Source organism: Microbacterium sp. NPDC028030, assembly GCF_040637855.1.
In the GTDB taxonomy this organism is placed as follows: Bacteria; Actinomycetota; Actinomycetes; order Actinomycetales; family Microbacteriaceae; genus Microbacterium.
This window is the reverse complement of the sequence record NZ_JBEZXF010000003.1, coordinates 482028-507792: the sequence shown is the minus strand read 5'-3', so window position 1 is coordinate 507792 and position 25765 is coordinate 482028. Positions and strand designations below refer to the sequence as shown.

24 protein-coding genes are annotated in these 25765 nt (G+C 69.2%); 16 read left to right on the top strand and 8 right to left on the bottom strand.

The window, feature by feature from the left end; all coding sequences use genetic code 11:
- The first annotated feature begins 27 nt into the window (after window positions 1-27).
- The 5 genes from AB0E56_RS16925 to AB0E56_RS16905 are packed head-to-tail and all read left to right on the top strand — an operon-like array spanning window position 28 to window position 4557.
- Window positions 28-1524, top strand: coding sequence for an L-serine ammonia-lyase, iron-sulfur-dependent, subunit alpha (locus tag AB0E56_RS16925; protein ID WP_359800953.1), 1497 nt, complete (start codon window positions 28-30; stop codon window positions 1522-1524).
- A gap of 59 nt (window positions 1525-1583) precedes the next feature.
- Complete coding sequence (locus AB0E56_RS16920) at window positions 1584-2339, top strand: AAA family ATPase (RefSeq protein WP_359800951.1); 756 nt, start codon at window positions 1584-1586, stop codon at window positions 2337-2339.
- Between the two features lie 50 nt (window positions 2340-2389).
- Complete coding sequence (locus tag AB0E56_RS16915; protein WP_359800949.1) at window positions 2390-2986, top strand: TetR family transcriptional regulator; 597 nt, start codon at window positions 2390-2392, stop codon at window positions 2984-2986.
- 57 nt (window positions 2987-3043) lie between these two features.
- A complete protein-coding gene (locus tag AB0E56_RS16910; protein WP_359800947.1) occupies window positions 3044-3826 on the top strand; it encodes an ABC transporter ATP-binding protein in 783 nt (260 codons plus the stop codon).
- A complete protein-coding gene (locus AB0E56_RS16905) occupies window positions 3823-4557 on the top strand; it encodes an ABC transporter permease (RefSeq protein WP_359800944.1) in 735 nt (244 codons plus the stop codon). Before AB0E56_RS16910 ends, AB0E56_RS16905 begins: the two co-directional genes overlap by 4 nt.
- A 21-nt stretch (window positions 4558-4578) precedes the next feature.
- Here AB0E56_RS16905 and hrpB read toward each other — a convergent pair whose 3' ends face one another.
- The 3 genes from hrpB to AB0E56_RS16890 form a co-directional block, all read right to left on the bottom strand.
- The gene (gene hrpB, locus AB0E56_RS16900; RefSeq protein WP_359800943.1) at window positions 4579-7131 is read right to left on the bottom strand and encodes an ATP-dependent helicase HrpB; all 2553 of its coding nucleotides are present in this window, start codon (window positions 7129-7131) and stop codon (window positions 4579-4581) included.
- A gap of 84 nt (window positions 7132-7215) precedes the next feature.
- Complete coding sequence (locus tag AB0E56_RS16895) at window positions 7216-8811, bottom strand: SPFH domain-containing protein (RefSeq protein WP_359800941.1); 1596 nt, start codon at window positions 8809-8811, stop codon at window positions 7216-7218.
- A 129-nt stretch (window positions 8812-8940) separates the two neighbouring features.
- On the bottom strand, window positions 8941-9369 hold the full coding sequence (locus AB0E56_RS16890; protein ID WP_359800939.1) for a MarR family transcriptional regulator: 429 nt from the start codon (window positions 9367-9369) through the stop codon (window positions 8941-8943).
- Between the two features lie 389 nt (window positions 9370-9758).
- Here AB0E56_RS16890 and AB0E56_RS16885 point away from each other — a divergent pair, with 389 nt between their 5' ends.
- Together AB0E56_RS16885 and AB0E56_RS16880 are read left to right on the top strand one after the other, a co-directional pair.
- Entirely contained in the window at window positions 9759-10259 is a 501-nt protein-coding gene (locus AB0E56_RS16885) for a hypothetical protein (RefSeq protein ID WP_359800937.1), read from the top strand.
- Window positions 10260-10302: 43 nt separating this feature from the next.
- Window positions 10303-10785: a hypothetical protein gene (locus AB0E56_RS16880; RefSeq protein ID WP_359800936.1), complete on the top strand. Its 483-nt coding sequence runs from the start codon at window positions 10303-10305 to the stop codon at window positions 10783-10785.
- A 43-nt stretch (window positions 10786-10828) separates the two neighbouring features.
- Here AB0E56_RS16880 and AB0E56_RS16875 read toward each other — a convergent pair whose 3' ends face one another.
- Entirely contained in the window at window positions 10829-11662 is an 834-nt protein-coding gene (locus AB0E56_RS16875; protein WP_359800934.1) for a hypothetical protein, read from the bottom strand.
- 48 nt (window positions 11663-11710) lie between these two features.
- Between AB0E56_RS16875 and AB0E56_RS16870 the strand changes: the two genes are divergently transcribed.
- On the top strand, window positions 11711-12346 hold the full coding sequence (locus AB0E56_RS16870; protein ID WP_359800932.1) for a hypothetical protein: 636 nt from the start codon (window positions 11711-11713) through the stop codon (window positions 12344-12346).
- Between the two features lie 79 nt (window positions 12347-12425).
- Here the strand turns inward: AB0E56_RS16870 and AB0E56_RS16865 are convergent, their stop codons facing one another.
- Complete coding sequence (locus AB0E56_RS16865) at window positions 12426-13379, bottom strand: bile acid:sodium symporter (protein ID WP_359800929.1); 954 nt, start codon at window positions 13377-13379, stop codon at window positions 12426-12428.
- Between the two features lie 157 nt (window positions 13380-13536).
- On the opposite strand from AB0E56_RS16865, the gene AB0E56_RS16860 reads away from it, so the two are divergent.
- From AB0E56_RS16860 to AB0E56_RS16850, 3 genes are all read left to right on the top strand, one after another.
- On the top strand, window positions 13537-14187 hold the full coding sequence (locus AB0E56_RS16860; RefSeq protein WP_359800927.1) for a GntR family transcriptional regulator: 651 nt from the start codon (window positions 13537-13539) through the stop codon (window positions 14185-14187).
- Between the two features lie 207 nt (window positions 14188-14394).
- Window positions 14395-15411 carry a TerC family protein gene (locus AB0E56_RS16855; RefSeq protein WP_359800925.1) on the top strand — a complete coding sequence of 339 codons (1017 nt, stop codon included), beginning with the start codon at window positions 14395-14397 and terminating at the stop codon, window positions 15409-15411.
- A 94-nt stretch (window positions 15412-15505) separates the two neighbouring features.
- Window positions 15506-16798 (top strand): hemolysin family protein, encoded by a 1293-nt coding sequence (locus tag AB0E56_RS16850; protein WP_359800923.1) that lies wholly within the window; start codon window positions 15506-15508, stop codon window positions 16796-16798.
- Between the two features lie 6 nt (window positions 16799-16804).
- Here AB0E56_RS16850 and AB0E56_RS16845 read toward each other — a convergent pair whose 3' ends face one another.
- The 3 genes from AB0E56_RS16845 to AB0E56_RS16835 form a co-directional block, all read right to left on the bottom strand.
- Complete coding sequence (locus AB0E56_RS16845; RefSeq protein WP_359800921.1) at window positions 16805-17728, bottom strand: arginase family protein; 924 nt, start codon at window positions 17726-17728, stop codon at window positions 16805-16807.
- Between the two features lie 39 nt (window positions 17729-17767).
- Window positions 17768-18673 (bottom strand): SDR family NAD(P)-dependent oxidoreductase, encoded by a 906-nt coding sequence (locus tag AB0E56_RS16840; RefSeq protein ID WP_359800920.1) that lies wholly within the window; start codon window positions 18671-18673, stop codon window positions 17768-17770.
- Window positions 18674-18753: 80 nt separating this feature from the next.
- Window positions 18754-19290, bottom strand: coding sequence for a small multidrug efflux protein (locus AB0E56_RS16835; protein WP_359800918.1), 537 nt, complete (start codon window positions 19288-19290; stop codon window positions 18754-18756).
- A 155-nt stretch (window positions 19291-19445) separates the two neighbouring features.
- Here AB0E56_RS16835 and AB0E56_RS16830 point away from each other — a divergent pair, with 155 nt between their 5' ends.
- The 5 genes from AB0E56_RS16830 (at window position 19446) to AB0E56_RS16810 (ending at window position 25727) form a co-directional block, all read left to right on the top strand.
- Complete coding sequence (locus AB0E56_RS16830; RefSeq protein ID WP_359800916.1) at window positions 19446-20645, top strand: histidine kinase; 1200 nt, start codon at window positions 19446-19448, stop codon at window positions 20643-20645.
- Window positions 20642-21244: a response regulator transcription factor gene (locus AB0E56_RS16825; protein ID WP_220173975.1), complete on the top strand. Its 603-nt coding sequence runs from the start codon at window positions 20642-20644 to the stop codon at window positions 21242-21244. Before AB0E56_RS16830 ends, AB0E56_RS16825 begins: the two co-directional genes overlap by 4 nt.
- A gap of 222 nt (window positions 21245-21466) precedes the next feature.
- On the top strand, window positions 21467-22231 hold the full coding sequence (gene erm / locus AB0E56_RS16820; protein WP_359800915.1) for a 23S ribosomal RNA methyltransferase Erm: 765 nt from the start codon (window positions 21467-21469) through the stop codon (window positions 22229-22231).
- Window positions 22232-22767: 536 nt separating this feature from the next.
- Window positions 22768-24171: a threonine synthase gene (thrC, locus tag AB0E56_RS16815; RefSeq protein WP_359800913.1), complete on the top strand. Its 1404-nt coding sequence runs from the start codon at window positions 22768-22770 to the stop codon at window positions 24169-24171.
- A 215-nt stretch (window positions 24172-24386) separates the two neighbouring features.
- Window positions 24387-25727 (top strand): cytosine permease, encoded by a 1341-nt coding sequence (locus tag AB0E56_RS16810; protein WP_359800911.1) that lies wholly within the window; start codon window positions 24387-24389, stop codon window positions 25725-25727.
- The last annotated feature ends 38 nt before the right edge of the window (window positions 25728-25765 follow it).

The window sequence follows — 25765 nt, the reverse complement described above, 5'->3', positions numbered from 1 at the left end:
GAGGCGGATCCGGCGTAGCCTTGAGGGGTGACTGCGTACGTCTCGGCTTTCGACCTCTTCTCCATCGGAGTGGGGCCGTCGAGTTCCCATACGGTCGGACCCATGCGGGCGGCCCTCGACTTCGCGCGACGGCTGACCACGACGGGCGTCCTCGACCGGGTGGCCCGGGTCGGTGGCACGCTGTACGGCTCGCTGGGTGCGACGGGCATCGGGCACGGGACGCCGGATGCGGTCGTCGCCGGACTCCGTGGGCTCGCGCCGGAGACGTGCGATCCGGCAGACGTGCGCGCGGCCTGGACCGATCTTCCCGCCCAGGCCGTGATCCGGATCGACGGCGCCCACGACGTGCCGTTCGTGAAGGACGACATCGTCTTCGCCCCGCGCACGCGCCTGCCTGGGCATCCGAACGCGATGACCCTCACGGCATGGGCCGCCGACGGTGCCGTCGTGGCGGAGGAGACCTACTATTCCGTGGGTGGCGGGTTCATCCGCCGCGACGGCGAGGAGGCGAAGCTCACCACCGCCGGCTTCCCGTACGCCTATGCGGATGCCGCGTCACTGCTCGCCCTGTGCGACGAGAACGGCCTGTCCATCGCCGAGGTCGCACGACTCAACGAGACCTCGGTGCGCAGTGAAGAGGAGGTTGCGGCGGGTCTGGATGCCATCTGGGACGCGATGTCCGGATGCGTCGACGCCGGTCTGCACGCCGACGGCACCCTGCCCGGCATCCTCAAGGTGAAGCGACGGGCCGGCGTGATCCGGGGTCAGCTCGAGGCGGTCGAGGCCGAGGGTCATCGTGAGCTCCCCGGCGAGTGGCTCGGCGCGTTCGCCCTGGCGGTCAACGAGGAGAACGCCGCGGGCGGACGAGTCGTCACTGCGCCGACGAACGGCGCCGCCGGCATCCTCCCCGCCGTCGCCATGTACTGGTGGCGGTTCCTCGCCGACTCCGGTCTCGGAGCGGGCAACGCCGTGACGCCCTATGGCGAGCTCGTCGGCAGTGCACTTCTGGGGTTCGAGCCGGATGTCCGTGCGCTGGACGCCGCGAGCGACCTCGACGACGAGCAGACCGCCGAGGCGAATCGCCGCCGCGGCATCCGTCGCTTCCTCCTGACCGCCACCGCGCTCGGGTCGCTGTTCAAGGCCAACGCGTCGATCTCCGGCGCCGAGGGGGGATGCCAGGCCGAGGTCGGCTCCGCCTGCGCCATGGCGGCGGGCGGCCTCACCGCGGTGATGGGCGGCACCAACCGGCAGATCGAGAACGCCGCCGAGATCGCGATGGAGCACCACCTCGGTCTCACCTGCGATCCGATCGGCGGACTCGTGCAGATCCCGTGCATCGAGCGCAACGCGATCGCCGCGTCGACGGCCGTCACGGCTGCCCGTCTCGCTCTCCGGGGAGACGGGAGTCACTACGTCTCGCTGGACGCCGTCGTCGAGACGATGCGGCAGACCGGAGCCGACATGTCGACGAAGTACAAGGAGACCAGCGAGGGCGGTCTCGCGGTCAACGTCATCGAGTGCTGATGCTCCGCGTCGGTGGATGCCGATAGCCTCCACGGGACACCACGCGCGGAGGGATCAGCATGGACGCGTTCTGGGAGCCGAGCTCTCGTCGCCGGAGACGGCAGCCGGTCGTCGCGGTCCGCCCCGACGACGACGCTCCGGCACCCGATGGGCAGTGGCCGACCAGCATCCCTGCCGTCGCCCAGGTGCTGCGGGAGGGGATCGATCTCGACCCCGGGGTCACCTTCCTCGTGGGCGAGAACGGCAGCGGCAAGTCGACCCTGGTCGAGGGCATCGCGATCGCGTACGGCCTCTCGCCGGAGGGTGGTTCCCGGCAGGCGCGACACACCACGCGGGCGACCGAGTCTCCGTTGTCCGACTGGCTGCGTCTGCAGCGGGGCGTGGGGGCCAACCGCTGGGGGTTCTTCCTGCGCGCGGAGACCATGCACTCCTTCTACACGTACCTCGAGGAGAATCCGTCGACGGGTGCCGCCGATGTCCCGTTCCACGAGATGAGTCACGGCGAATCGTTCCTCGCCCTGCTGGAGAGCCGCTTCGACGAGCCGGGCTTCTACTGCCTCGACGAGCCCGAGGCGGCGCTCTCGTTCAACTCGACGCTCGCTCTCATCGCCGTGCTCCGCCGCATCGCCGACGACGGGGGTCAGGTGCTGTGCGCGACCCATTCACCGGTGCTCGCCGCTCTTCCCGGCGCGAAGATCCTCGAGGTGGGGGAGTGGGGTGTGCGCGAGGCGGAATGGGGCGACCTCGAGATCGTGAACCATTGGCGCTCGTTCCTCGAGCACCCCACGCGATACCTCCGTCATCTGCTCGATTGAGTCGTGCGCACGGGGATGGCCGCCGCGTGCGAAGTCGTAGGCTGGCGGGCATGACCGAGCAGAAGTCCCCGCGCCGCCGTGGGCGCCCGAAGGGCGTCTCCGATTCGCGTGAGCGCATCATCGCCGCGGCGGTCGACGAGTTCGGCGAACAGGGATACGACGGCTCGACCATCCGCTCGATCGCCGCCCGTGCCGGGGTGGACTCCGCGCTCGTGCACCATTACTTCGGCACCAAAGCCGACCTCTTCGCCGAGGCCGTCGGCATTCCGCTTCGGCCGGACATCGACGTGCCGGCGATCGTCGCCGGGCCGCGTGACGAGGTCGGGGAACGTCTGGTCCGCTACGTGCTCGAGGCGTTCGAGCAGCCGGAGGTGCGCAGACGCGGCGTCATGCTGCTGCGTACCGCGCTCGGAAGCAGACTCACGACGCCGCTGCTCGCCGGGTTCTTGTCGCGCGAGCTGATCGGACGCATCGCCCGAAGCCTCGGCACCGAGGACGCGGACCTGCGTGCGTCGCTCGTGGCCTCGCAGATCGCCGGCATGCTGATCGCGCGGTACCTCCTGCGGCTCCCGGCGCTCGCCGCGGCGCCGGTGGACGAACTCGTCGGGCGCGTCGGGCCTACCGTGCAGCGCTACCTCTTCGACTGACGAAGGGGCGCGCGAAGGTCGTTGACGCCGTGCGCCGGCCGGCGCATAATTCATCACATGATGAATAACTCGGCTGTCGAGATCACGGACCTCCGCGTCCGGCGCGGAGTCGTGCACGTCTTCGAGGGGATCGACCTCACGATCCCGCGCGGACAGATCACGGGTCTCCTCGGGCCTTCCGGGTGCGGCAAGACCACCCTCATGCGCTCCATCGTCGGTGTGCAGAGGATCGCGGAGGGCGAGGTTCTGGTCCTCGGTGAGCCCGGCGGGTCGCGGCAGCTCCGCCACCGGGTCGCGTACGGCACACAGGGCGCCGCGGTGTACGGCGACCTCAGCGTGCGCCAGAACCTCGCGTACTTCGCGTCCCTGTTGAAGGCGCCGAAGGGCGATGTCGACAGGGTCATCGACGAAGTCGGGTTGCGCGCGCAGGCGGGGCAGCTCGTCGATTCGTTGAGCGGTGGTCAGGCCACGCGCGTCTCGCTCGCCGTTGCCTTGATCGGCGCTCCCGAACTCGTCGTGCTGGACGAGCCGACCGTCGGGCTCGACCCGGTGCTGCGAGCCGAGCTGTGGGCGCTCTTCCGCAGGCTCGCGGATCGTGGGGTCACGCTCATCGTGTCGAGTCACGTCATGGACGAGGCGGTGCGCTGCGATCGGCTGCTGCTCATGCGAGAAGGTCGCATCATCGCCGACACCACTCCGACGTCGCTGCTGGAGGACACAGGCACGACCGACGCGGAGGCGGCGTTCCTGGCCCTCATCGAGCGTGATCGCGCCAGCGACGCCGACACCAGGCGGTCACGTCGAGAAGCACGCGAGCACCGTGGGGAGGTCGGCGAATGAACGGCCGCCGCATGTTCGCCACGGCAGGTCGGGTCCTCGCCCAGTTGCGGCACGACCCGCGGTCGATCGCCTTGATGCTCGTCGCTCCGAGCCTGCTCGTCGGGCTCTTCGCGTGGCTGTTCAGCGACCAGGAGGGCGTCTTCGACCAGTTCGGCGGTGCCATCCTGGCCCTGTTCCCGTTCATCGTGATGTTCCTCATCACGTCGATCACCACCTTGCGCGAGCGGCGGTCGGGCACGCTCGAACGCCTGATGACGACACCGCTCGACAAGGCCGACTTCATCCTCGGCTATGCGCTCGCGTTCGGGCTGATGGCCGTGCTGCAGGCGGTGATCACGGTGTCCTTCGCGGTCGGCGTGTGCGGGCTCGACGTCGACGGTCCCCTCTGGCAGCTCGGGCTGGTCGCGGTGGTCGACGCGCTCCTCGGCACGGCGCTCGGCCTGCTCGCGAGCGCGTTCGCGCAGACCGAGTTCCAGGCGGTGCAGTTCATGCCGCTGCTGGTGTTCCCGCAGATCATCCTCGGCGGGCTGTTCATGCCGCGCGACCAGATGCCCGACGTGCTGTACGCGATCTCCGACTGGCTGCCTTTGAGCTATGCGATCGACACGATCAATGGGGTCGCCGCGGGCGATGAGGGGTGGGACGTGTTCGGGCCGCTGCTCGTGGTGCTCGCGTTCGCCGTCGGTGCGCTGATCCTGGCCTCGCTCACTCTGCGCCGACGCACCCGCTGAGTCCACGGCCTGCGCCGTCGATCACCGCGCGGCACGGTTCTTGGTGTGCTTCGTCGGAACGGCTGCCCACGGATCCTCCGGCCACGGATGCTTCGGGTAGCGTCCGCGCATCTCCGCACGCACCTGTGCATACGGACCGGACCAGAACGAGGCGAGGTCATCCGTGACCGCGAGCGGACGCCCGGCGGGGGAGAGCAGGTGGAACAGCACCGGCACGCGCCCGTCGACGAGCCGCGGAGTCTCCGCCCACCCGAAGCACTCCTGCAGCTTCACGGCGACGACGGGCCGCGCGTGCGGGTCCTCGGCGTCCGGATAACTGACGCGGATGCGGGATCCGCTGGGCACCTCGAGGCGTTCGGGCACGAGCTCGTCGAGACGCACGGCTTCGGGCCAGGGCAACAGGCGGCGAAGGGCCGCGACCAGGTCGAGGCGTCCCACCGGTGTGCCGGCCGCCAGCGCATCGAGCTCGGGTGCGAGCCAGGCGTCGAGTGCCTCGATCAGCCCCGCATCCGACACATCGGGCCAGGGCGCTCCCCGCTCGCGTCGCAGCAGTGCGAGCCTGCGGCGCACCTGGTCCGCGGCGTCGGACCAGGTGAACATCCCGAGACCGTCGCGGCGGAGTGCGCGGCGCACGGCGTCGCGAGCCTCCCGGGTCGATGCCCGCACCGGCGCCGAACTGCGCAGGATCGCACCGACCCTCTGCTCCCGCCGAGCCCGGACGCGTCCGCCGAGGAACTCCGCCTCCACGCGGTCGGAGATCAGGTGGTTCGCAGCCCGCTCCAGCTGGGCATCGGTGAGCGCCGCGGCGGACCGGATGATCGCCCCTGATCCGGCCGCTGCCCGGGAGGCGGCGCGTGCCACATCGGCGACTGCGAGCCATTCGACCGCCGCGAGCGGGTCGCTGACCCCCGCCCTCGTGCCCGATGCCAGCAGGAAGGTCGCTCCATCGGCGGTGCGCTCGACCCGGTGGGCGACCCTCTCAGGGAAGGCCAGTGCGATCACGAGGCCCACGCCGTCGAGACCCGCGTCGACCCGTGGCGTGAGCGGGACCATGCGCTCGAGGCGATCGGCATCATCGCGCCATCGGCGTGCATCCGGAGTTCTGCCCCCTCGCAACGCGATGAGCGCCTGCGCGACGTCGGCATCGGAGACGCGCAGGTCTCCGCCGAGCACGGCGACGGTCTCGGCCGCGAGTCGACGCCCGACCGCCGGGCTGCCGTCGCGGAGGGCACGGGCCAGTCGCGGATCGGTCGGGATGCGGGCCAGCGCGCGGCCCTCCGCCGTGGCGCGACCGTCGTCGTCGATCGCGCCCAGACCGCGAAGCACGCGCAGGGCGTCGGCGAGGCTCTCGGCAGGCAGCGGGTCGATCAACCGCAGGCCGCTCCCGCCAGGTGCGCCCCAGCATGCGAGCAGCAGAGCGGCGTCCGCGAGCTCGGTCACCGCGATCTCGGGTGTCGGACGCGCGGGGGCGGCCGCGTAGGAGCGCTCGTCCACGCAGCGGATGACGACGCCGGGGCCCTGTCGTGTGGCGCGCCCCGCCCGCTGCACGCACGACGATCGGGCGGCCGCTGTGGTGACCAGACCCGTCATCCCACGGGTGGCATCGCGCTGCGGCTGCCGCGACAGGCAGCTGTCGACGACCAGGCGGACACCCGGCACCGTGAGCGAGGACTCCGCGAGAGACGTCGTGACGATGACGCGGGGAGGGTCCTCCGGCGCGCGGCCTCGGATCACGGCGTCCTGCGCGGCGGGTGGGATCTGGCCGTGCAGTTCCCGCACATCGAAGGCGTCGCTCGCGGCACGGACGCGCCGGGTGATCTCCGACACCTCGCGGGCGCCGGGGGCGAACACGAGCACGTCGGCATCGGGTTCCTCGCGGATCAGCTCCAGGGCCGCTGATGCCGTGACCTCCGCGATGTGATCGAGGAATCCCCTGGTCACTCCGCGCTGGTCGAGGCGCGGCACGGCGCTCGGGGCCCAGCGCTCGGTGAGGGGGAAGGCGGCGACGGCGTGCTCGACGATCGGGGCGGGGGCCTCGTCCGTGCCGATGACGGCAGCCACGCGTGCAGCGTCGAGCGTGGCGGACATGGCGACGACGAGGAGGTCGTCCCGCAGCTCACGCACCTCGGAGAGCAGTCCGATGAGGAGGTCGGTCTCGAGCGCGCGCTCGTGCACCTCGTCGATGACCACCGCGTCGACGCCGTCGAGTCCCGGGTCGTCGAGCATCCGTCGCAGGAGGACTCCGGCCGTGACGAACTCGATCCGCGTCTGAGTCCCGACGGAGCGCTCGCCGCGCACCGTGAAACCGATGCGGGAGCCGACGGCCGAGCCGTCGAGGTGCGCGAGACGACGGGCGGCTGCGCGGGCGGCCACGCGCCGAGGCTGGGTGACGACCACGCGACCGGTGCCTCGTGCGGCGATGAGCGGCGGCACGAGGGTGGTCTTCCCCGTGCCGGGCGGCGCCGTCACGACGGCGCATCCTCTCGCGTCCAGCGCTGCTGAGAGCTCGTCCAGGGCGCCGGCGAACGAGAGTCCCGCGCCGATGGTGGCGAGGTCGAAGGCGGCGCGCGTCATGTGTCCAGTCTGCCCGGTCGGCTCTCGCAAGACAGCGGATGCCGCGACCGAGGTCGGCCGCGGCATCCGCTGTGCTGAGGGTGGCTACTCCGCTGCGGGAGAGGGAGCCGCGGGCGCCGGCGGGGTGGTCGGCGTCGAGACGCGCGGTGCGGGCGGCGTGGCCTCCGCGACCCCGGCCCCGATGCCGCGGCCGACGGCCTGGCCCTGGATGATGCCGGCGAGGTCGAGTCCGGTCGCCGAGTGCACGCTGTCGAACACTGAGCGCAGTGCCTTGGCGCTGTCGGCTCCGACGACGTTCGAGGCGCCGTCCTCTCCCGAGCCGCCGATGATCGACACGTTGCCGATAGCCGCATAGCCCTTGGAGAACTCGGCCATGATCGACGGCAGCACCTCGAGCACGCGCTGCGAGAGGAACGCGTCCTGGTTCGAGGCGATGGCCTTCGCCTCGGCTTCGAGCGAGGCTGCGCGGGCGTCACCTTCGGCACGGATGGCGTCGGCCTCGGCGTTGGCGCGGAGGCGGCGGGCCTCCGACTCGGCCTCGGCCTGCGCGCGCAGAGCGTTCGCTTCACCGCTGGCCTTGGCGATCGCCGCGGCTGCTTCACCCTCGGCGCGAGCCTTGTCGGCCTGCGCCTGCTGCTCGGCGATGCGGGTGCGGGCCTCGGCCTGCTTGACCTGCTCGATCGCGGCGGCCTCGGCGGCGCGTTCGCGGGTGTAGAGCTCGGCCTGGGCGCGTGTCTCGGCCTCATACCGCTGGGCGTCGGCGACGCGTTTGACGTCGGCGTCGAGCTGCGCCTGCTTGTTCTCGGCCTGCTGCTGCAGCACGGCCTGCTCCGCCTGGGCGCGGGCGAGTGCCTCCGCCTGCTCCGCCTCGGCACGTGCGCGACCGATGCCCGAGTCGGCGTTGGCGGTGTTCGTGTCGAGCGCGGTCTGCTCGATCAGGTTGGCTTCCTGGTTGGCGATGTTCTTCTGGTTGATCGCGCGGTCCGCATTGGTCTGCGAGATCTCGGCGGCCTGACGCTTCGCCTGGATCTCGGGGGCGCCGAGCGACTGGATGTAGCCGACCTTGTCGGTGATGCCCTTGATCTGGAACGAGTCGAGGATCAGGCCCTGTTCGGCGAGCTCCTGCGACACGTCGGCGGCGATCTGGTCGGAGAACTTCTTGCGCTCGCGCATCAGCTCCACGACCGAGAGGGTCGCGACGATGCCACGGAGTGCACCTTCGAGCTGCTCGGTCGTGAACTGCTCGATGGCCTTGTCCTGCGAGGCGAATCGCTCGGCGGCGCGGCGGACGTAGAGCGGGTCGGAGCCGATCTTGACGATCGCGACGCCGTCGACGTTGAGGGTCACGCTGTCGAGCGACTGGGCCTCGGCGTTCAGCGAGACCTGGCGTGAGCGGAGGGAGATGATCTCGTGGCGCTGGGTGATCGGGTTGACGAGCGACTTGCCGTTGACGATGACCGTCACGGGAGACTCGGCCATCTCGGAACTGGTCGTGCCGTCGGCGGCGATGACCGCGCGCTGGATCTTCTGCTTGCGTCCTGAGATGACGAGGGCCTCGTCGGCGCGAGCGACCTTGATCCAGCTGCGTGCGAACAGCAGCAGGATCAGCAGCAGGACGACGGCGACGACGACCGCGATTCCGACGATGACGAGGATGCCGACGATTCCGGCGATCTCCATGGATGACCTCCCTGGTTCCCCCCGAGGGGGCGGTCTGACGTGCCCGCGCTCATTGCGGGCGTACGCGATCCACCCTGCCAGAAAAGAGCGGAACCCGTTCTCGCGGCGTCGGCCGCCCGAGGATCGGCGTCAGCGGGAGCGGAGCTTCTCCGAGAGGTCGCGCAGCGTGCGCAGTTCTTCATCGTCGAGGCGTGACATGCGGTCGGCGATCGAACGGCCGTGCACGGTGGCGAGCGAGCGGAACGCCCGGGCCCCCTCATCGGTCGCACGGATCAGCGCGCCGCGGCCGTCGTCGGGGTCGGCGCACTTCGCGACCAGGCCGCGGGTGACCATACGGTCGACCAGGCGCGAGACGCTGGGCTGACTGATGAGCATGTTCGCCGTGATGTCCCGCAGCCGGGCTGTCATGTCGGGGGAGCGGGTGACGGTCAACAGCACGTCGTATTCGGCCTGTGCGAGATCGCTGTCGTCGAAGTCGGTCATCATCTCGGTGAACAGCTCGTGCTGCGCGCGGAACAGGCTCTCCCAGGCCTCGAGGGCGAGCTTGCGATCGGTCATCCCCTCAGAATACTGGGAACGGTAAAGGGCCGGTCGGAGAGGCTCCCGACCGGCCCTTGTCCCTTGCACCAAGAGTGTCCTGCAATCACATGCGGTGGATGCCACAGCAAACATTCACCGTGCGATCACTGTATAACGGCGAGGTAACGAATGCAACGGTTTGGTCACGGAATTTTCCGGAGTGGACATCCGTCGTCCGTGCGGTCGCACGGGGCGACGTGGCGATCCCAGCCAGCGTGCACGATCGGGTGCAGGCTGGCATCATCCGGGTGGTGCAGGGCCGCCGGACTCTAGGAGGAGTGCCGATGTCATCTCGTTCCGGTGATGCGAGCGGCCGGGGACGTCGCCCCGAGAGGGAGCGGCGGCGGAAGAACCGACCCTCGTCCGACATGCCCGTGGGACAGGTGCGGGAGTGGGTGTCGTCCTACGTCTACGGGAACATCACCGTCTTGAGCGCGGCGATCGCCGTCGGGCCGGAGCAGATCCGACACGGCGCGGCGGTGTGGGCGGTCCTGGCGACGGGGATCCTGACGTTCCTCGCCCATGTGCTCGCCCACGTGGTGGCACACGGGTACGGACAGACCGCGGACGAGCGGAAACCCGAGGCGCGTCGCGAAACCCTCCGCGAAGTGCTCGGCACCGCTCGCCCGATCGCGACGTCTGCCCTGATCCCCGCCGCGCTCTATGCCGTCGCGTGGATCGGATGGCTGCCGACCGGCTGGATGCAGACCGCGGCGATCGTCGTCCTCGCCGTCCGCATCGCCTTCGTGGGGATCTTCCTGCGGCGAATGAGCGGCACCACGCTGACCTTCGGCGCGCTGTGGAGCGGAGTGGCACTCGCTCTGGTCGCCTCGGGTATCGGAATCGCCAAGGTGCTGCTCACGCACTAGACGTCTGCGCGACTCCGGCGCGGAGCGGGGTACCGTGTCCGGTATGAAGCCGGATGAGCTCTGGATGGCGCAGGACGGCAACTTCGCACAGGTGATCCCCAAGGGTGCGGTTGCACGGGCGATGATCTTCGTCGGCGGTGTCGTCCTGCTCCTGCTGGGACCCGCGATGATGATCGTGATCGCCGTGGCGGGCGCCTTCGAATGGCCGACACTCGTCGGAGGGATCGCGATCCTCCTGACGGCCGGAGGGTACGGCGTGCTCTCGATGGTGTCGGCGGTGAGGATGCAGCGACGTGTGCGACGGCTTGCTCGCAACGGTCGACCAGCGACGGCAGAGGTGATCGCCTCGAGGACGGCGAGCATCGGCGAGGAGACCGGTATCGAGGTGACCGTCCGCGTGAGCGGTCCTGACGTGCCATCCTTCGAGATGACGCACCGCAGCACCGAGAGCCGCATCGCCGCTCACGGGGAGACGTTCCCCGTGATCGTCGATCCCTCGGACGGGGCGTACAGAATCCTTCGCTGAGCAGCGCCGCACATGACCACCGAGCCGAGATGACATGAGACGTCTACGGTGCGGGGACGACCTCGAGCGAGATGCCGGCGCTGTCGGCGAGCGCGGTGAGGATGACCTGCGCATCCGTCGCAGACTCGGGCCGCAGTTCGACGCTCATGCTGTCGTCGTCGATCGCGATGTCGCCGACGTCGAGCTCCTGCGCCCGGGTGATGATCGGCAGCATCCGGTCGATGTCGTCCTCTGCCGCCAGGCGCGCGGTGAGGAAGGTGTCTCCTGGTGGGTCGTCTTCGCCGTTCTCGTCCCACTCTCCCTCGAAGTCGAAGGCGAGTCCACGGAGGTGTCCGTCCAGTGCGCGCAGCGCGTCGACCAGTCGGTTCCGTTCGGTCGTCGCCGTCGAGACCTGCACGACGCTCTCGGCAGGCTCAGACTCGCGGGGGTCGTCGAGGAAGACGCCGAATCTCCCGTCATAGTCCGCACCGAGCTCCTGCATCGCTGCGCTCGCCCGTGCGAAGCCGATCAGATCGGACTCTGCGATGCAGGGGCTCAGCGAATACGAGGAGCGCACGTCGAACACGGCTCCCGGCGCGGAGATGTCCGCGTCGGTGGTGACGGTCAGCCGGCCGATCTCGACCTCGCGGTCGCACGTCGTGTGCGCGATCTCCCTGGCGTCGGCGTCGGTGAGCCGGGCATCGAGGACGATCGTGAGTCTGTGCTCAGCGGGTGTGACGACACCTCCGGCACGGACGTAGTCGACGGATGCGACGCCGGGCAGGCTCTGCAACCTCGAGACGAGATCGCTCTGCGCCGGCGCCTGGCCGACGCAGCCGACGAGGAGCGCGATCGGGGCGAGGCAGACGAGAAACGCTGAAGACGATCGGACCCGCATCACTCCACCCTGCCATCTCTTCGCCCGACTATCAGAGAGGATGGGGTCATGCGTCGCCCTCTCGTTCTGCTGCTCACTGTGGTCGCCGCTCTCGGTCTCGCCTCCTGTTCCTCCGCGCCGACCCCGGAAGAACGTCAGGCGACACTGCGCACGCAGATCGAAGCGGTCGACGGGGTCGCCGCTGCGAAAGTGAGCGGCTACGAGGTGGTGGTCGGGGCGGAGGAGGGGCTCTCGGCCGAGGACTCCCAGCGCGTCCTGGACGAGGTCCACTCGCTGGTGCTCGCATCCGAAGACCCGGAAGATCTCGGCCGGGTCGCTTTCCTGTTCTCCGGCCCCGGCGATCAGGAGTGGCGTGGAGTCTGGGAGTCGGGGGCGATCGTCGCCGACGAGTTCACGCAGCAGGCGGACTTCCTGGCGAGCCTGTCCGGCTGGGACGGCATCGCGGCCGCAGACGCACCGATCACGAAGCTCGAGCTGGGAGTGTCGGATCTGAGCGACACGACGGCCGAAGACCCGCAGGTCGTCGGGATCGACGTGTACGACGCCGGTGCGTCGGGTGGACTGGCGACCCTGGAGTACGTCGATGCGGGCGAACCCGCGACAGGAGCACGTGCCGAGCTGCTCCAGCTCTGGCTGTCCAGCGGGGGCGCCTCCGACCAGATGTTCCAGTGGCGCGTCCCCTGAGCCGTCCCTGAGCTGGGCCCGACGCCTTACGCCGTCGAGCCGAGCTGGACGACCGCGACAGCATCGCTCTGATCGGCGGTCATCGTGAACGGATCCAGCGCGGGACCACCGCGACCATGATCACCATCACGACGAGTTCCACCATCGTCTGGGTGACGACGACGAGCGGAGCGAGCGCGAAGGCCTCCGGCAGGGCGAGCGCGAGTGGGAGCACGACGAGCGAGTTCCGGGTCACGCCGCTGAAGAGGACCGCGCGGCTGCGGGGCGCATCCAACCGCGCGATGCGGGCGAGGAGTGCGCCGAGCGGGGCGAGGATCAGGGCGAAACCGAGGAACACCGGCACGACGGATACGAGCTGAGGGACCGCACCGCTGACTCTCGAGATCTGAGAGGCGACGATCGTGGCCAGAGTGAGCATCATCACGGGCACCACCACGGATCCCGATGCGCGCTCGATACCGCGTGCGAAGCGGACTCTCGCGGCCAGCAGCTGCGTGAGCACGGCGAGCATGAGCGGCAGCGCGATCAACAGCGCGAACGCCGCAAGAAGCGGGCGGGGATCGAGAGCACGCGTCGCCTCGGAGCCGACCATGACCGTCAGGAAGACCGGGACCAGCAGGATCTGCAGCAGCATGAGCAGGGGAGTGGCGGCGAGGAGCCTCGTGCGGTCGCCGCCCGCCAGCCCCGCGAAGACGATGACGTAGTCGACGCAGGGCGTGAGCAGCACGAGCAGTACTCCCAGGAGGATCCCCGCATCTCCCGCGACCGTGCGACTCAGCCCGTACGCGACCACCGGCACCACCACGAAGTTGAGCAGTATCACCACGACGAGGAAGCGCCGATCGGCGAATGCCCGACCGAGCGCGGCGAACGGCACCCCGAGGAACGTCGCGAAGAGCAGAACACCGAGAAGCGGCGTGATCGCCGTCTCCAGAGGTCCAGCCAGCGATGGCGCGAGAAGCCCGACGACTCCGCCGAAGACGATGGCCGCCAGATACAGCGCCACCTGATTCCGCTCTCCCCACGCCACCATTCAGCGATCATCTCGTGTCGACATGGTGTTTTTCACGGTCGTGCGCCTCCGGGATGCGATACATTGCATTGTAGGTAGAACTTCAGGCTCTACTACGACGTCGTACTCGAGTGGAGGACATGTGGCACTCTCAGGCGGACCTCTCGAGCGCAGGTCCATGAGCGACGAGGCATACGCGCGGCTGCAGGACGCGATCATCAACGGGGAGCTGCGCCCAGGCGAGCGTCTGCGAGACTACGAGCTCGCCGAGCGGCTCGGAACGTCGAAGACGCCCATCCGCCACGCGCTGGATCGCCTCGCGGATCATGGGCTCGTCGAGATGCAGCGCAACCGGTACACCCGCGTCGCGCCCATCGACCTCGACCGCGTCCGCAACGCCGTCGACCTCTTCGGAGACATCTGGATCGGGTCGGTGCGCCACGTCATGCCGCTGATCCAGGACGACGATGTCGCCTATCTCGTCGACCTCACCGACGAGATGTCGGCGGCGGGCAAGTCCCGCGATGTCGCGCGGTTCGGCGCAGCGCTGCGCAGCGCTGCCACCGGCTTCGCGCGCATCGAGGGCAACGCCGCACGCGCCACGATCATCGAACGGCTGGGGCCGCAGATCGGCAGGTTCAGTCAGCACGCGAAGGACGCGTTCGACTGGGACGCCGTCGACGCTTTCGTCGTCGCGATTCGTGAGGCGATCACCGAGCGCGACGCGGTGAAGACGCGAGCAGTGCTCGTCACCCTGTTCGACGAAGCACTCCCTGCGAGCATCGATCGCGCAGAAGAGCAGAACCTGATCGAGTACGACGAGGACTGACCACGACGTCTCCCCGCACGCGGGCGTTCCCGGTGAATCCACAGGAAGCGCAAAGGGTCGTCTTCTAGCCTGGAGATCCCAAGGGGAGTACTCCGATACGGTCGGGTCGTCATTACGGATGCATGTCGCATCCCGGGCCACCGGTTCCTGGGCAGGAATGGAGAAGACTTTGGCGGTGCTTTCGTACCCCGAGTCTGGAGTCCCCGTTTGGATATCACCCCGCTGATCTGGATCATCACGATCGCGATCACGATCGCCTTCTTCGTCTACGAGTTCTTCGCGCATGTGCGCACGCCGCATGAGCCGACGATCGCGGAGTCTGCGCGATGGTCCATCTTCTACATCAGTCTCGCGCTGCTGTTCGGTGTCGGCATCGGCATCTTCTCCGGCTGGACCTTCGGCGGCGAGTACTTCGCCGGGTATCTGACCGAGAAGGCGCTGTCGATCGACAACCTCTTCGTCTTCCTCATCGTGATGACCGGCTTCGCCGTTCCCAAGAAGTACCAGCAGAAGGTGCTGATGATCGGCATCGTCATCGCCCTCATCCTGCGCGGTATCTTCATCGCCGTCGGTGCGACGCTGATCGAGAACTTCTCGTGGATCTTCTACCTGTTCGGGGCGCTGCTTCTCGTGCTCGCCTACCGTCAGGCGTTCAGCAACCACGAGAGCAATCCGGCCAACGGACGGTTCATGACCTTCGTCCGTCGTCACCTGCCGGTGAGCGACGAGTACAACGGCGACCGGCTAACCGTCGTCAAGAACGGCAAGCGCTTCGTGACGCCGATGCTGCTCACCATCATCGCGATCGGCTTCATCGACCTGGTGTTCGCGGTCGACTCGATCCCCGCCATCTACGGCCTCACCGATCAGGCGTACATCGTCTTCACGGCGAACGCGTTCGCGCTCATGGGACTGCGTCAGCTGTACTTCCTCATCGGCGGACTCCTCGAGCGTCTGGTGTACCTGGCCCAGGGCCTCGCGGTCATCCTCGGCTTCATCGGCGTCAAGCTCGTCCTGCACGCGCTGCACGTCAACGAACTGCCCTTCATCAACGGCGGCCAGGGCGTCGAGTGGGCGCCCGAGATCCCGATCTGGTTCTCGCTGCTGTTCATCGCCGCGACCATCTCCGTCGCCACCGTCGCGAGCCTCATCAAGACCCGGCGCTCGCCCGACGCCATCACCTCACAGACCGACACGACCCCCACCCAGAAGGAGCACTCTTGAGCGCGCAGCGCTGTTCTGACTCTTCGGACTCTGACAGTACGAGCGCCCGGTTCACGCCGGGCGCTCACCCCGCCACCGAGGAGGGGGCCCGCTGATGGGCGACCTGCTCTGGAACATCGCCCTCGTCTTCGTGTTCGTGCTGATCGGCGGTGTCTTCGCCGCGACGGAGATGGCGCTCGTCACGCTGCGCGAGAGTCAGATCAATGCGATCGGCCAACGCGGTCGCCGTGGCGCGAAGGTCGCCGCGCTGGCGCGGAACCCCAACACCTTCCTCTCGGCCGTGCAGATCGGCGTCACGGTCGCGGGCTTCGCGTCGGCCGCGTACGGGGCGACGTCGATCGCACCATCGCTCGCGCCCGTGCTCGAATCGTGGGGGCTCGCGCCCGCGCTGTCGCTCACCCTTGCGACGCTGGTGCTGACGCTCGTCATCGCCTACCTGTCGCTCGTGCTCGGAGAGCTCGTGCCGAAGCGCCTCGCGATTCAGCGCAACGCCCAGTTCGCCTACGCGGTCGCACCCGCGCTCAACGGATTCGCGACGGTCATGCGCCCCGTGATCTGGCTGCTCTCGGTGTCGACCAATGCCCTCGTGCGGCTGCTCGGCGGAGACCCGCACAAGACCAGCGACGAGATGACCGACGAGGAGGTGCGTGACATCGTCGCCAGCCATCAGGGGCTGCCGGACGATGAACGCCGCATCCTCGACGACGTGCTCTCCTTGAGGGGACGACAGGTCAGCGAGGTCATGCGTCCGCGGCCCGAGGTGGTCGCCCTCGACGAGGCCGCGGGTATCGGCGAGGTGCTCTCCCAGGTGCGCGACCTCCCTTACTCCCGCTACCCCGTCTCGAACACCTCGATCGACGACATCACCGGATTCGTGCACGTGCGCGACCTGTTCGAGGCGGCCGCCGATGATCCTGCTCGTCCACTGAACACCCTCGTCCGAGACATCCCGTACATCCCCTCGAGTGCACGGGTGCTGCCCACGCTCACGCGGATGCGAGCCGAGGGGCATCACATCGCCGTCGTGGTCGACGAATACGGCGGGACCGATGGCCTGGTCACGCTGGAAGACCTCGTCGAGGAGGTGGTGGGCGAGATCTTCGACGAGTACGACGCCGAGGTGTTCTTCTCGGCCGACGAGGGGCTCGACGGACGCCTCAACCTGCAGGACTTCGAGGAGGCGACGGGGTTGGCGATGCCGCGCGGCTCGTCGGACACCATCGCCGGGTTCGTGACCGAGCAGCTGGGCCGCCTCGCCGTCGTCGGTGACACGGTCGAGGTGCCGGGCGCGACGATCCAGGTCGCGGAGGTCGACCGTCGGCGCATCTCTCGCGTGCGGGTCACGCCGCACACGAGCCCGGAGCCTGCGGGCGCGACCGACGCCTGACCGGCCTCAGCCGGGGACGCCGCCGTCATCGCGGCGGACTCGGCTGCCGAGGTCGGGCAGCCCGGCCGTCAAGATGTCGACGAGCAGGCGGGCATATCGACCGTCGGGGTCGAGGTCGGGATCGAACACCGTGATCGAGATGCCGACCGCGTGCGGCGCCAGCTCCTGCAACAGCGTCGTGAGTTCGTGTGCGCGGATCCCCCCGGCGTCGGGGCTGTCGACCGCGGGCATCACCTCGGGATCGAGCACGTCGACGTCGACCTGGAGCCAATAGTCGGGGCCGGCCACGGCCGCGGCGTCGGCCGCCACCCTGGCCGCCCCGAGCGTGACGACGTCGGACGCGGGAGTGACGCGGCCGAGGAGCGCGCGCACCTCCTCCTGCTCTTCGTCGTCGCTCCGGTGCCCGATGTGCGCTGTGCGCTCCGGCGCGAAGTAGGGACGGCGTCCCTCGATGTCGGCGATCGCCGGCCAATGCTGTCCGACGGCCGCGGCGAGAGCCTCGCCGGCCACACTCGCGCATTCGTCGCTGTTGCCGGGATGGCGGAAGTCGGTGTGCCCGTCGACGTGCACGAGTCCGACGCCTCCGCGGCGGGACACCGCGAGCCCAGCGCCGAGCAGGATCGCGCAGTCGCCGCCGAGCACGACAGGGGCGTCTCCGCGGTCGAGTGCCGCGCCGATGCGGGCGGCCAGGCGCAGGGAGTGGTCGATCGTCGCCGCTTCGTTCCGCACCAGGCCAGGTGGCCTCGTGGCGTCGTCGTCGACGTAGCGACCGGCGAGGACGACACCGGAGTCGGTGGCGCCGAGCGCGGCGAAACGCGCGTGCAGGCCTGCCTCACGCAACGCCTCTGGAGCCTTCGCAGCACCGGGGACGCTCCTGGGCTCGGGCGGCCGGAGTCCGAGGTTGGACGGAGCGGAGAGCAGAGTGATCATGGCTTCAGCGTGCTCCGGGGGTCGGACATTCCCGCGCGATCACGCCGGGAAGCGCACCCCGGTGAGCCGCTCGGCCGCAGCCCACACTCCGGCGCCCGTCGTGGGAGAACGCACGAGGTCCGACGCCGCGACCGGGGTCGGCGCACCGCGGAACTCCAGCAGGCCGCCGGGTCCCCAGTAGTCGCCGTTCGAGACGTCGTCCGACGCGGTCGCGTGCACGATCGGCAGCGCGCCGTCGTCCTTGCCCTGGACCAGGAAGCGAGTCGGCGCCGCCAGCACACGGAGGGCGCCGGACACCTCGGCGAGGCCAGGGCGCTCCGGCGTGAGCGGATCGACCGCGTACCCGGGGTGTGCGCAGACGGCGGCGCGCGAGGAGCCCGACCAGCGCCGGGCGAGTTCGAAAGCGAACGCCATGAGCGCCGCCTTCGACATCCCGTACTGACGGAGCGAGGATCCTCGCCACGGAGCGTCGATGCGTGCGGGATCGAGTCGCGCGAAACGGTGTGCGAGGGAGCCGACCGTGACCACCCTGGCGTCTGCGGTGAGAAGCGGCTCCAGCTGTGCGATCAGCGCGAAGTGCCCGAGGAAGTTCGTTCCGACCATGAGGTCGAACCCGTCACCGGTGCGCTGCGCGGGATCCGCCGCCTTCACTCCGGCGTTGCAGACGACCGCGTCGAGGGGGCGGCCGAGGTCCGCAGCCGCGTGGGCCACGCTGTCGAGGGAGCCGAGGTCGAGAGGGAGCACCCGCAGCTCGGCGTCCGGCACCTCGCTGCGGATCGCCGCCTCCGCTGCGTGCGCGCGCTCGGGGGAACGGCATCCGAGGACCACGCGGGCTCCGCGTCTCGCGAGCTGCTCCGCGCACCAGTAGCCGATCCCCGCATTCGCGCCGGTGACGAGGACAGTGCGCTCACGAAGGTCCCGGAGCGGGGGAGAAGCGGCATCCATTCCCCCAACCTAGGCGGCCACGCTCCCGCGTGCACCAAGGTGGGGAGCATGACCGCGTCGTCGTGCTCCCCACCGGTCGATCAGCGGATCGCGTACACCGCGCTCCCGACGATGATGGCGACGGCGGTCGTCCACCCGATGATCGCCAGGGCCTGCCAGAACAGGATCCGAGCCTTGCCGATGCCGGATGCGGCGAGCATGGTCGCCGTGAACTGCGTCGGCAGCAGCAGCGGCCCCAGCAGGCTCACGCCGGGGACGCCGTAGCGCTCGAACGCCCGCTGGAACTTCTCGCGACGGGGAGTGCGGGCCGTGTCATCCACTTCCACCGCCGCGTCTTCGGTGCCGCCGCCGGCGAGGGCCGCCGTCTTCGCACGCGACCGGTTCACGACCGCCTGGCGCGCGCCGGAGCTCGCGAGGACCAGGACGGCGACACAGAGGAAGTTGCCGACCATCGCGGCGATCGCGGCGACCACGGGCGGGATGCCTCCGATGATGCCGATGCTCACCGCGCCCTCGCCCTCGATGAACGGGATCGCGCCGGCGAGCGCGACGATCAGCGGCTGCAGAAGCTCGGGGACCTGGGCGACCAGGTTCTGGAAGGTCTCGATGAGGTTCATGGGATGCTCCCGGATGTCGGTGCGGACGGTGTCTCCGTCGCGATGACTCCAGTCCACTCGAGCGCGTCCCTCCGCGGCAGTGTCGAGCCGTCACCGCTTTCCGGGTGGATCGCACGGCGCATCCGTGACAACTGTCACGGCCCTATCGTGGGAGCGTGAGCAGCCGCGTCGAGACCGTCGCCCCCGCCGACCTGAGCCCGGGGGCGCGACAGCTGTCCCGCGGGATCACGGCGACCTGGTGGTACACGGTGACCGCGGTGCTGTTCATCGAACTCATGCTCGTCGGCGCCTGGACGGGCATCGCCGTCGCGGTCGACCTCCGTGGCGGCAGCATCCTCGTGGTCGGTCTCGGCGGTGTGCTGTGGTGTGCGTCGACGCTGATGCTGCTCGTGGACTACCGTCACCGTGTCGATGCCGGGCCGGGAGTGGCCTGGGGGCGGGCGGCGGTGCCGTTCGTCGTCGCCCTCGGTTACGGCGTGACGGCCGGCCTGCTCGTGGGCAGCTGGCAACTGGTGGCCATGCCGGTGGTGCAGTTCTTCGTGCTGCAGAGCTGGCCGCGCGGGGTGCGCGTGCGGGTCGTGGTCGCGGCGTCGTTCGTGCTGGTCGCCCTCGCCGTCGTCGATTCCGCGACCGGGCTCGGCTTCGGTCTGCCATGGTGGGTTCCGGTCATCTACGGCGCGATGCTGCCGGGCATGACCGTGAGCTCGCTGTGGTGGTGGGATGTGCTGGTCACGCTCGACCGCGCTCGTGCCTCGGAGGCGAAGCTCGCCGCGACCCAGGAGCGTCTTCGGGTGGCGACCGACGTGCACGACCTGCAGGGGCACCACCTCCAGGTGATCGCGCTGCAGCTGGAGCTGGCCGAGCGCCTGCTGCCGACCGACCCCGGCGCCGGGATGGAGCAGCTCCGCGCGGCGCGGATCAGCGTCGATGAGGCGCGACAGGGGACGAGGGATCTCGCCACGCGCTTCCGGTCGGTTCCGCTCGGAGACGAGCTGGCCAACGCGCGCGACCTGCTGACCGCCGCCGGACTCGAGGTGGAGGCCGCGATCGACGTGCATGCGGACTCCGCGCCCGCATCCGCTCTCGGGCCGGTGATCAGGGAGACGACGACGAACGTCCTGCGGCACGGCGGCGGTCGTCATGCGCGCCTTGTCCTCACGCGGACGACCGACGCCTGGCGCTACGAGATCGCCAACGATGCGGCACCTGACGCGGAGGCCGAGCGCGACGGCTCAGGGCTGGACGGCGTGCGGCGACGCATCGAGGAGGCGCACGGTTCGCTCGAGGTGCGCCGCGACGCGGACGAGTTCGTGGTGATCGTCACCGTCCCCTCGGAGTCGGAGGAAGCGCGATGATCCGGGTGCTGCTCGCCGACGACGAGGCGATGATCCGTTCGGCGCTCGCCGCACTGCTGCGGTTGGAGGACGACATCGAGGTCATCGCCGAGTGCGCTGACGGAGAGCAGGCGGTGGCCGAGGCGCTGCGTCTGCTTCCCGACGTGTGCCTGCTCGATCTCGAGATGCCGGGCCTCGACGGCGTGCAGGTGGCCGAGAAGCTGAACCGCGCGATCGCGACGCGCTGTGTTGTCGTGACGCGCCATGCGCGTCCCGGCGTGCTTCGGCGCGCTCTGGCTTCCGGTGTGTCGGGCTTTCTGCCGAAGTCCCGTGGCGCCGACGAGGTCGCGGCGGTCATCCGCAAGGTCGCTGCGGGCGCACGCTACGTCGACCCGGAGATCGCCGCCGATGCGCTGAGCGACGAGCGCTCGCCGCTCACCGACCGTGAGCTCGATGTGCTGCGTGCCGGTCGCAGGGGGGAGACGACGGGGCAGATCGCGCGTGCTCTCGCCCTCGCTCCCGGGACCGTGCGCAACCACATCTCGGTGATCCTGGGCAAGCTCTCGGTCGGGACTCGTCAGCAGGCGGTGCTGATCGCCGAAGAGCGCGGCTGGATCTGAGCCGATATGCTGGCAGGTATGGGAACAATATGCGCAGCGCCCGTGATGGGGCGCACCCTCGTGTTCCGCGACCGCCGCGCCTGACGGCGCGCTCGCTCTCCGCACGCATCTGCGCGCCGTCCACCGAGATGTCATCGCACCTCGGGACGGGCCGTTTCATCGACGCCTCTTCGCGTCGTCCCCTCCTCCGTGGTGCTCCGATCCTTCTTCTGGAGCGCACTCATGCCTCGTTCAATCCATGGCGGCCGTCACGAACTCGGCCAGAACTTCCTCACCCACCGTCCGACTCTCGCCCGCATCACCTCCCTCGTCGACCGCACGTCGGGGGCGATCCTCGAACTCGGGTGCGGTGACGGGGCGCTCACCCGCAGGCTCGCGGCCCTCGATCGACCTCTCGCCGCGATCGACATCGACGAGCACCGCGTGCGTCGGCTGCGCAGAGCCCTGCCGAGCGTGCAGGTCGAGGTCGCAGACGCGACGCGCCACCCGCTCGACGCCGACGTCGTGGTCGGCAACATCCCGTTCCACGTCACGACCCCGATCCTGCGGCGACTGCTCTCGCACGGTCGGTGGAGCGAGGCCGTGCTGCTGACCCAGTGGGAGGTCGCCCGCAAGAGAGCCGGTGTCGGCGGAGGGACCATGATGACCGCGCAGTCGGCGCCGTGGTTCGCGTTCTCGGTGGAGGGCCGGGTCCCGGCGTGGGGCTTCTCGCCGCAGCCGAGCGTGGACGGCGGCATCCTGGCGATCACACGTCGGGGCTCACCGCTGGTACGGGCATCCGATCGACGGGAGTACGAGGCCTTCGTCCGGGCGATGTTCACCGGGAGGGGCGGCACGCTCCCCGCGGTGCTGGCCGCTGCCGCCGGCATCCCGGCTCGGCGTGCACGGAGCGTGGTGGCGATGGCGGGAGCGGCCGATCGTCGGCTTCCGCGCGATCTGCACCCCGAGCACTGGGCCGCCCTCTGGCATCAGATCTCACGCGGGTGACGCCGCGGGGAGGTGACTGGTAGTCGAGAGCCACGAGGACATCCGGGCCGGAATGTGAAACGTGGGAATCCATATCCGGTACGGAGGTCGTCGAGTTTGTGCATGTTCGCTTTCTCTCATAGATCGACAACTAGTCGTTTCGTCTGCTGCCTTTGATGCGCGCGATCAGGTAACCGATGAGCGCGATGACGGCGACGACCACGATGATCGTGACGACGAGGTGGGCGGGTGTGATTCCGGAAGACATGTGCTTTTTCCTTGATCCGTTTTCGACCCGCGTGGCCACTTTCCGCGACGTCGCGCCCAACTTGGCGTCTTACATGTTACCGACACCCTCGTCCGGGTCGTCGCCGGCGACGGGCTGGGCGGATACTCGGGCGGCGATGAGGGGCACGGGCTCGAGACCAAGCGCTGGTTGCTGGAACACGAAGGCGCACTGCCCACGTCCTCTTCTGAGCGGGGCCGCGTCATCCGTCATCTCGACCCGGAACACCCTGCGAGAATGGACGAGCCGAGTACCGAGCCGAGGAGCCACCGTGCCGTTCATCTCCACCCGCGGCGGCATGCAGCCGCAGTCGTTCAGCGAGACGCTTCTGGAGGGCCTCGCGCCCGACGGCGGACTGGCGGTGCCGGAGGTCATGCCGACCGTCGACGGCGAGACGCTCGAGCGCTGGCGTGCGCTGACGTATCCGCAGCTCGCGACCGAGGTGCTCGCGCTGTTCGCCACTGACATCCCTCGCGCCGACCTGGCGCGGATGACGGATGCCGCCTACGCCGACTTTCCCGACGGTGTCGTGCCGCTGCGCGCGATCGACGACGACCTGACGCTCGTCGGACTCTCCGAGGGGCCGACGCTGGCGTTCAAGGACATGGCGATGCAGTTCCTCGGTCAGGTGCTCGAGTACACGCTGGAGCGCGACGACGCGGTCCTCAACATCCTCGGAGCCACCTCTGGCGACACGGGTTCGGCCGCCGAGCACGCCCTGCGCGGCAAGGAGCGCGTCGCCGTGTTCATGCTGTCGCCGCAGGGTCGCATGAGCGCATTCCAGCGTGCGCAGATGTTCTCGCTCGACGACGCGAACGTGCACAACATCGCGGTCGAGGGCGTGTTCGACGACTGCCAGAACCTCGTGAAGAAGCTTGCGGGAGACCTCGACTTCAAGCGTGCTCAGCACCTGGGTGCGGTGAACTCCATCAACCTCGCCCGCATCACCGCGCAGACCGTCTACTACTTCTGGGCGTGGCTGCGCGCGACCGACGCGGGCGGCTGGACCGAGCTGTCGTTCACGGTGCCCTCCGGCAACTTCGGCAACATCCTCTCCGGGTTCTTCGCGAAGCAGATGGGGCTGCCGATCCGTCGGCTCGTGCTCGCCGCGAACGAGAACAACGTGCTGGACGAGTTCTTCCGCACCGGCATCTACCGTCCCCGCAGCGCCGCGCAGACGCTCGCGACCTCGAGCCCCTCGATGGACATCTCGAAGGCGTCGAATCTCGAGCGGTTCATCTTCGAGCTGGTCGGCCGCGACCCCGCCCGCGTCGTGGGTGCCTGGGACGACCTGGAGGCGCAGGGGTACTTCGACTTCTCCGCGGACCGCGAGCGCTTCGTCGAGGAGTTCGGCATCGTGAGCGGCACCTCGACCCACGCCGACCGCCTCGCGACGATCCGCGCCGTGTACGAGGCCACGGGGGAGGTCATCGATCCGCACACCGCCGACGGCGTGAAGGTCGCGCGCGAGTACGTCGAGCCCGGTGTGCCCATGCTCGTGCTCGAGACCGCGAAGCCCGAGAAGTTCGCCGAGACCATCCACGAGGCGATCGGCGTCGAGCTCGGCTACTCGCCGGAACTGCAGGCGATGCTCGACGCTCCGCAGCACGTGACCGAGATGGCGGATGACGCGGAGGCGCTCCGGGCGTTCATCGCCGCGAACGCCCTGCACTGATCCGCGCCGGGTCGAGATCCCGGTTCCCGCACAGACCCCCTGACGCCTCGCCGGCGACAGGGGGTCTCTGCGTCGGATCGAGGCTGCGAGGGGGTGCCCGGGATGTGCGACCTGCACACAGGTGGACGATCCTGGTGCGCAATGCACATTTCGAGGGAAGAACAGGCTGGCTACTGTGGCCACAACCCGTTACCCCCTCCTCCCGAAGGATCCTCATGGCACGCACGGCGCACGCAGACGACTTCGCGCTCTCCCGAGTGACGCCCGAGGCTCGCAAGCCCTGGTTCGGAATCGCCGTTCAGCGATTCGGACAGGTCTCGGCCCTCTCGCAGTTCCTCCTCGGCGCGACCCTCGGTTACAGCATGACTTTCGGCGAGGCCGTCCTCGCCTTCCTGTTCGGCTCGCTCATCCTCGAGGTGATCATGTGCGTCGTCGGCTTCATCGGACAGCGCGAGGGCCTCAACACCGCACTCCTGGCCCGATGGACCGGATTCGGCGAGATCGGCGCCTCCCTGGTCGGCCTCGCGATCGGCATCAGCCTGATCGGATGGTTCGGCATCCAGTCCGCCATCTCCGCGCAGTCGCTCGACGCCCTGATGCCCGGAGCGCTGCCGGTCTGGGCGTGGAGCCTCATCTTCGGCCTCGCCGTCACCGCGATCGTGGCGTTCGGCTTCGTCGGGATGCAGTGGCTCGCGAACATCACCGTCCCCCTGTTCCTGATCCTGGTGGGCTGGTCCGTGATCTCCGAACTCACCCGCCACGACATCGGCGAGCTCCTCACCGGCCCGGCGCCGGGACCCACCATGAGCGTCTGGGCCGGAACCGGCATCGTCGCGGGTGGTCTCATCGTCGGCGCGATCATCACCGGCGACATGACCCGCTTCAACCGTTCGCGCGCCGACGTCGTCAAGCAGACCGTGCTGGGTGTCTCGCTCGGCGAGTTCGTGATCGGCCTCGCCGGAGTGCTCCTCGCCCACGCTGCCGCTACTGGCGACATCGTCGCGATCGTGACCTCGTCGGTCGGTTTCATCGGCCTGTTCATCGTGCTCACCGGCACGCTGAAGATCAACGACTGGAACCTGTACTCCTCGACCCTGGGCCTGGTGAACTTCATCTCCACCGCCTTCGGCAAGAACCTGCACCGCGTCACCACGACCATCGTGCTGGGCGTGGTCGGCTCCGTGCTCGCAGCCGTCGGCATCCTCGGACAGTTCACCGAGTTCCTGGTCGTGCTGAGCGTCGCGTTCCCGCCCATCGCCGGCATCATGGTCGCCGAATACTACGTGGTGCGCCGCTGGCGTCCCGAGCTCGACGCCACCCGCGAAGCCGGCACGCTGCCCGCCACGGCCCCCCGCATCGTCCCGGCGACCATCATCGTGTGGCTCGTCTCCGCACTGGTCGGGTACTTCGTGACCTGGGGCATCCCGTCGCTGCTCAGCCTCTTCCTCTCCATGGTGCTCTACATCGTCGCGGGCAAGCTCGGCTGGGTGCGCGGCGTCGGCGTCGCTACCACCCGGCAGGCGAATCAGGCCGACAGCGCCCCCGCTGCGGTCTGAGCAGACCGCCAGGAACAGAACCACCTCCACGAAAGCGA

What these genes read in the sequence shown, in the direction of transcription:
- AB0E56_RS16870 (WP_359800932.1), top strand. Translation starts at nt 11,711, where the DNA reads ATGCGTCGCCCTCTCGTTCTGCTGCTCACTGTGGTCGCCGCTCTCGGT.
- AB0E56_RS16865 (WP_359800929.1), bottom strand. Translation starts at nt 13,379, where the DNA reads ATGGTGGCGTGGGGAGAGCGGAATCAGGTGGCGCTGTATCTGGCGGCC.
- AB0E56_RS16920 (WP_359800951.1), top strand. Translation starts at nt 1,584, where the DNA reads ATGGACGCGTTCTGGGAGCCGAGCTCTCGTCGCCGGAGACGGCAGCCG.
- hrpB (WP_359800943.1), bottom strand. Translation starts at nt 7,131, where the DNA reads ATGACGCGCGCCGCCTTCGACCTCGCCACCATCGGCGCGGGACTCTCG.
- AB0E56_RS16905 (WP_359800944.1), top strand. Translation starts at nt 3,823, where the DNA reads ATGAACGGCCGCCGCATGTTCGCCACGGCAGGTCGGGTCCTCGCCCAG.
- AB0E56_RS16860 (WP_359800927.1), top strand. Translation starts at nt 13,537, where the DNA reads ATGAGCGACGAGGCATACGCGCGGCTGCAGGACGCGATCATCAACGGG.
- AB0E56_RS16875 (WP_359800934.1), bottom strand. Translation starts at nt 11,662, where the DNA reads ATGCGGGTCCGATCGTCTTCAGCGTTTCTCGTCTGCCTCGCCCCGATC.
- AB0E56_RS16810 (WP_359800911.1), top strand. Translation starts at nt 24,387, where the DNA reads ATGGCACGCACGGCGCACGCAGACGACTTCGCGCTCTCCCGAGTGACG.
- AB0E56_RS16825 (WP_220173975.1), top strand. Translation starts at nt 20,642, where the DNA reads ATGATCCGGGTGCTGCTCGCCGACGACGAGGCGATGATCCGTTCGGCG.
- AB0E56_RS16880 (WP_359800936.1), top strand. Translation starts at nt 10,303, where the DNA reads ATGAAGCCGGATGAGCTCTGGATGGCGCAGGACGGCAACTTCGCACAG.
- AB0E56_RS16840 (WP_359800920.1), bottom strand. Translation starts at nt 18,673, where the DNA reads ATGGATGCCGCTTCTCCCCCGCTCCGGGACCTTCGTGAGCGCACTGTC.
- AB0E56_RS16915 (WP_359800949.1), top strand. Translation starts at nt 2,390, where the DNA reads ATGACCGAGCAGAAGTCCCCGCGCCGCCGTGGGCGCCCGAAGGGCGTC.
- AB0E56_RS16910 (WP_359800947.1), top strand. Translation starts at nt 3,044, where the DNA reads ATGATGAATAACTCGGCTGTCGAGATCACGGACCTCCGCGTCCGGCGC.
- AB0E56_RS16850 (WP_359800923.1), top strand. Translation starts at nt 15,506, where the DNA reads ATGGGCGACCTGCTCTGGAACATCGCCCTCGTCTTCGTGTTCGTGCTG.
- AB0E56_RS16895 (WP_359800941.1), bottom strand. Translation starts at nt 8,811, where the DNA reads ATGGAGATCGCCGGAATCGTCGGCATCCTCGTCATCGTCGGAATCGCG.
- AB0E56_RS16835 (WP_359800918.1), bottom strand. Translation starts at nt 19,290, where the DNA reads ATGAACCTCATCGAGACCTTCCAGAACCTGGTCGCCCAGGTCCCCGAG.
- erm (WP_359800915.1), top strand. Translation starts at nt 21,467, where the DNA reads ATGCCTCGTTCAATCCATGGCGGCCGTCACGAACTCGGCCAGAACTTC.
- AB0E56_RS16845 (WP_359800921.1), bottom strand. Translation starts at nt 17,728, where the DNA reads ATGATCACTCTGCTCTCCGCTCCGTCCAACCTCGGACTCCGGCCGCCC.
- AB0E56_RS16885 (WP_359800937.1), top strand. Translation starts at nt 9,759, where the DNA reads ATGCCCGTGGGACAGGTGCGGGAGTGGGTGTCGTCCTACGTCTACGGG.
- AB0E56_RS16890 (WP_359800939.1), bottom strand. Translation starts at nt 9,369, where the DNA reads ATGACCGATCGCAAGCTCGCCCTCGAGGCCTGGGAGAGCCTGTTCCGC.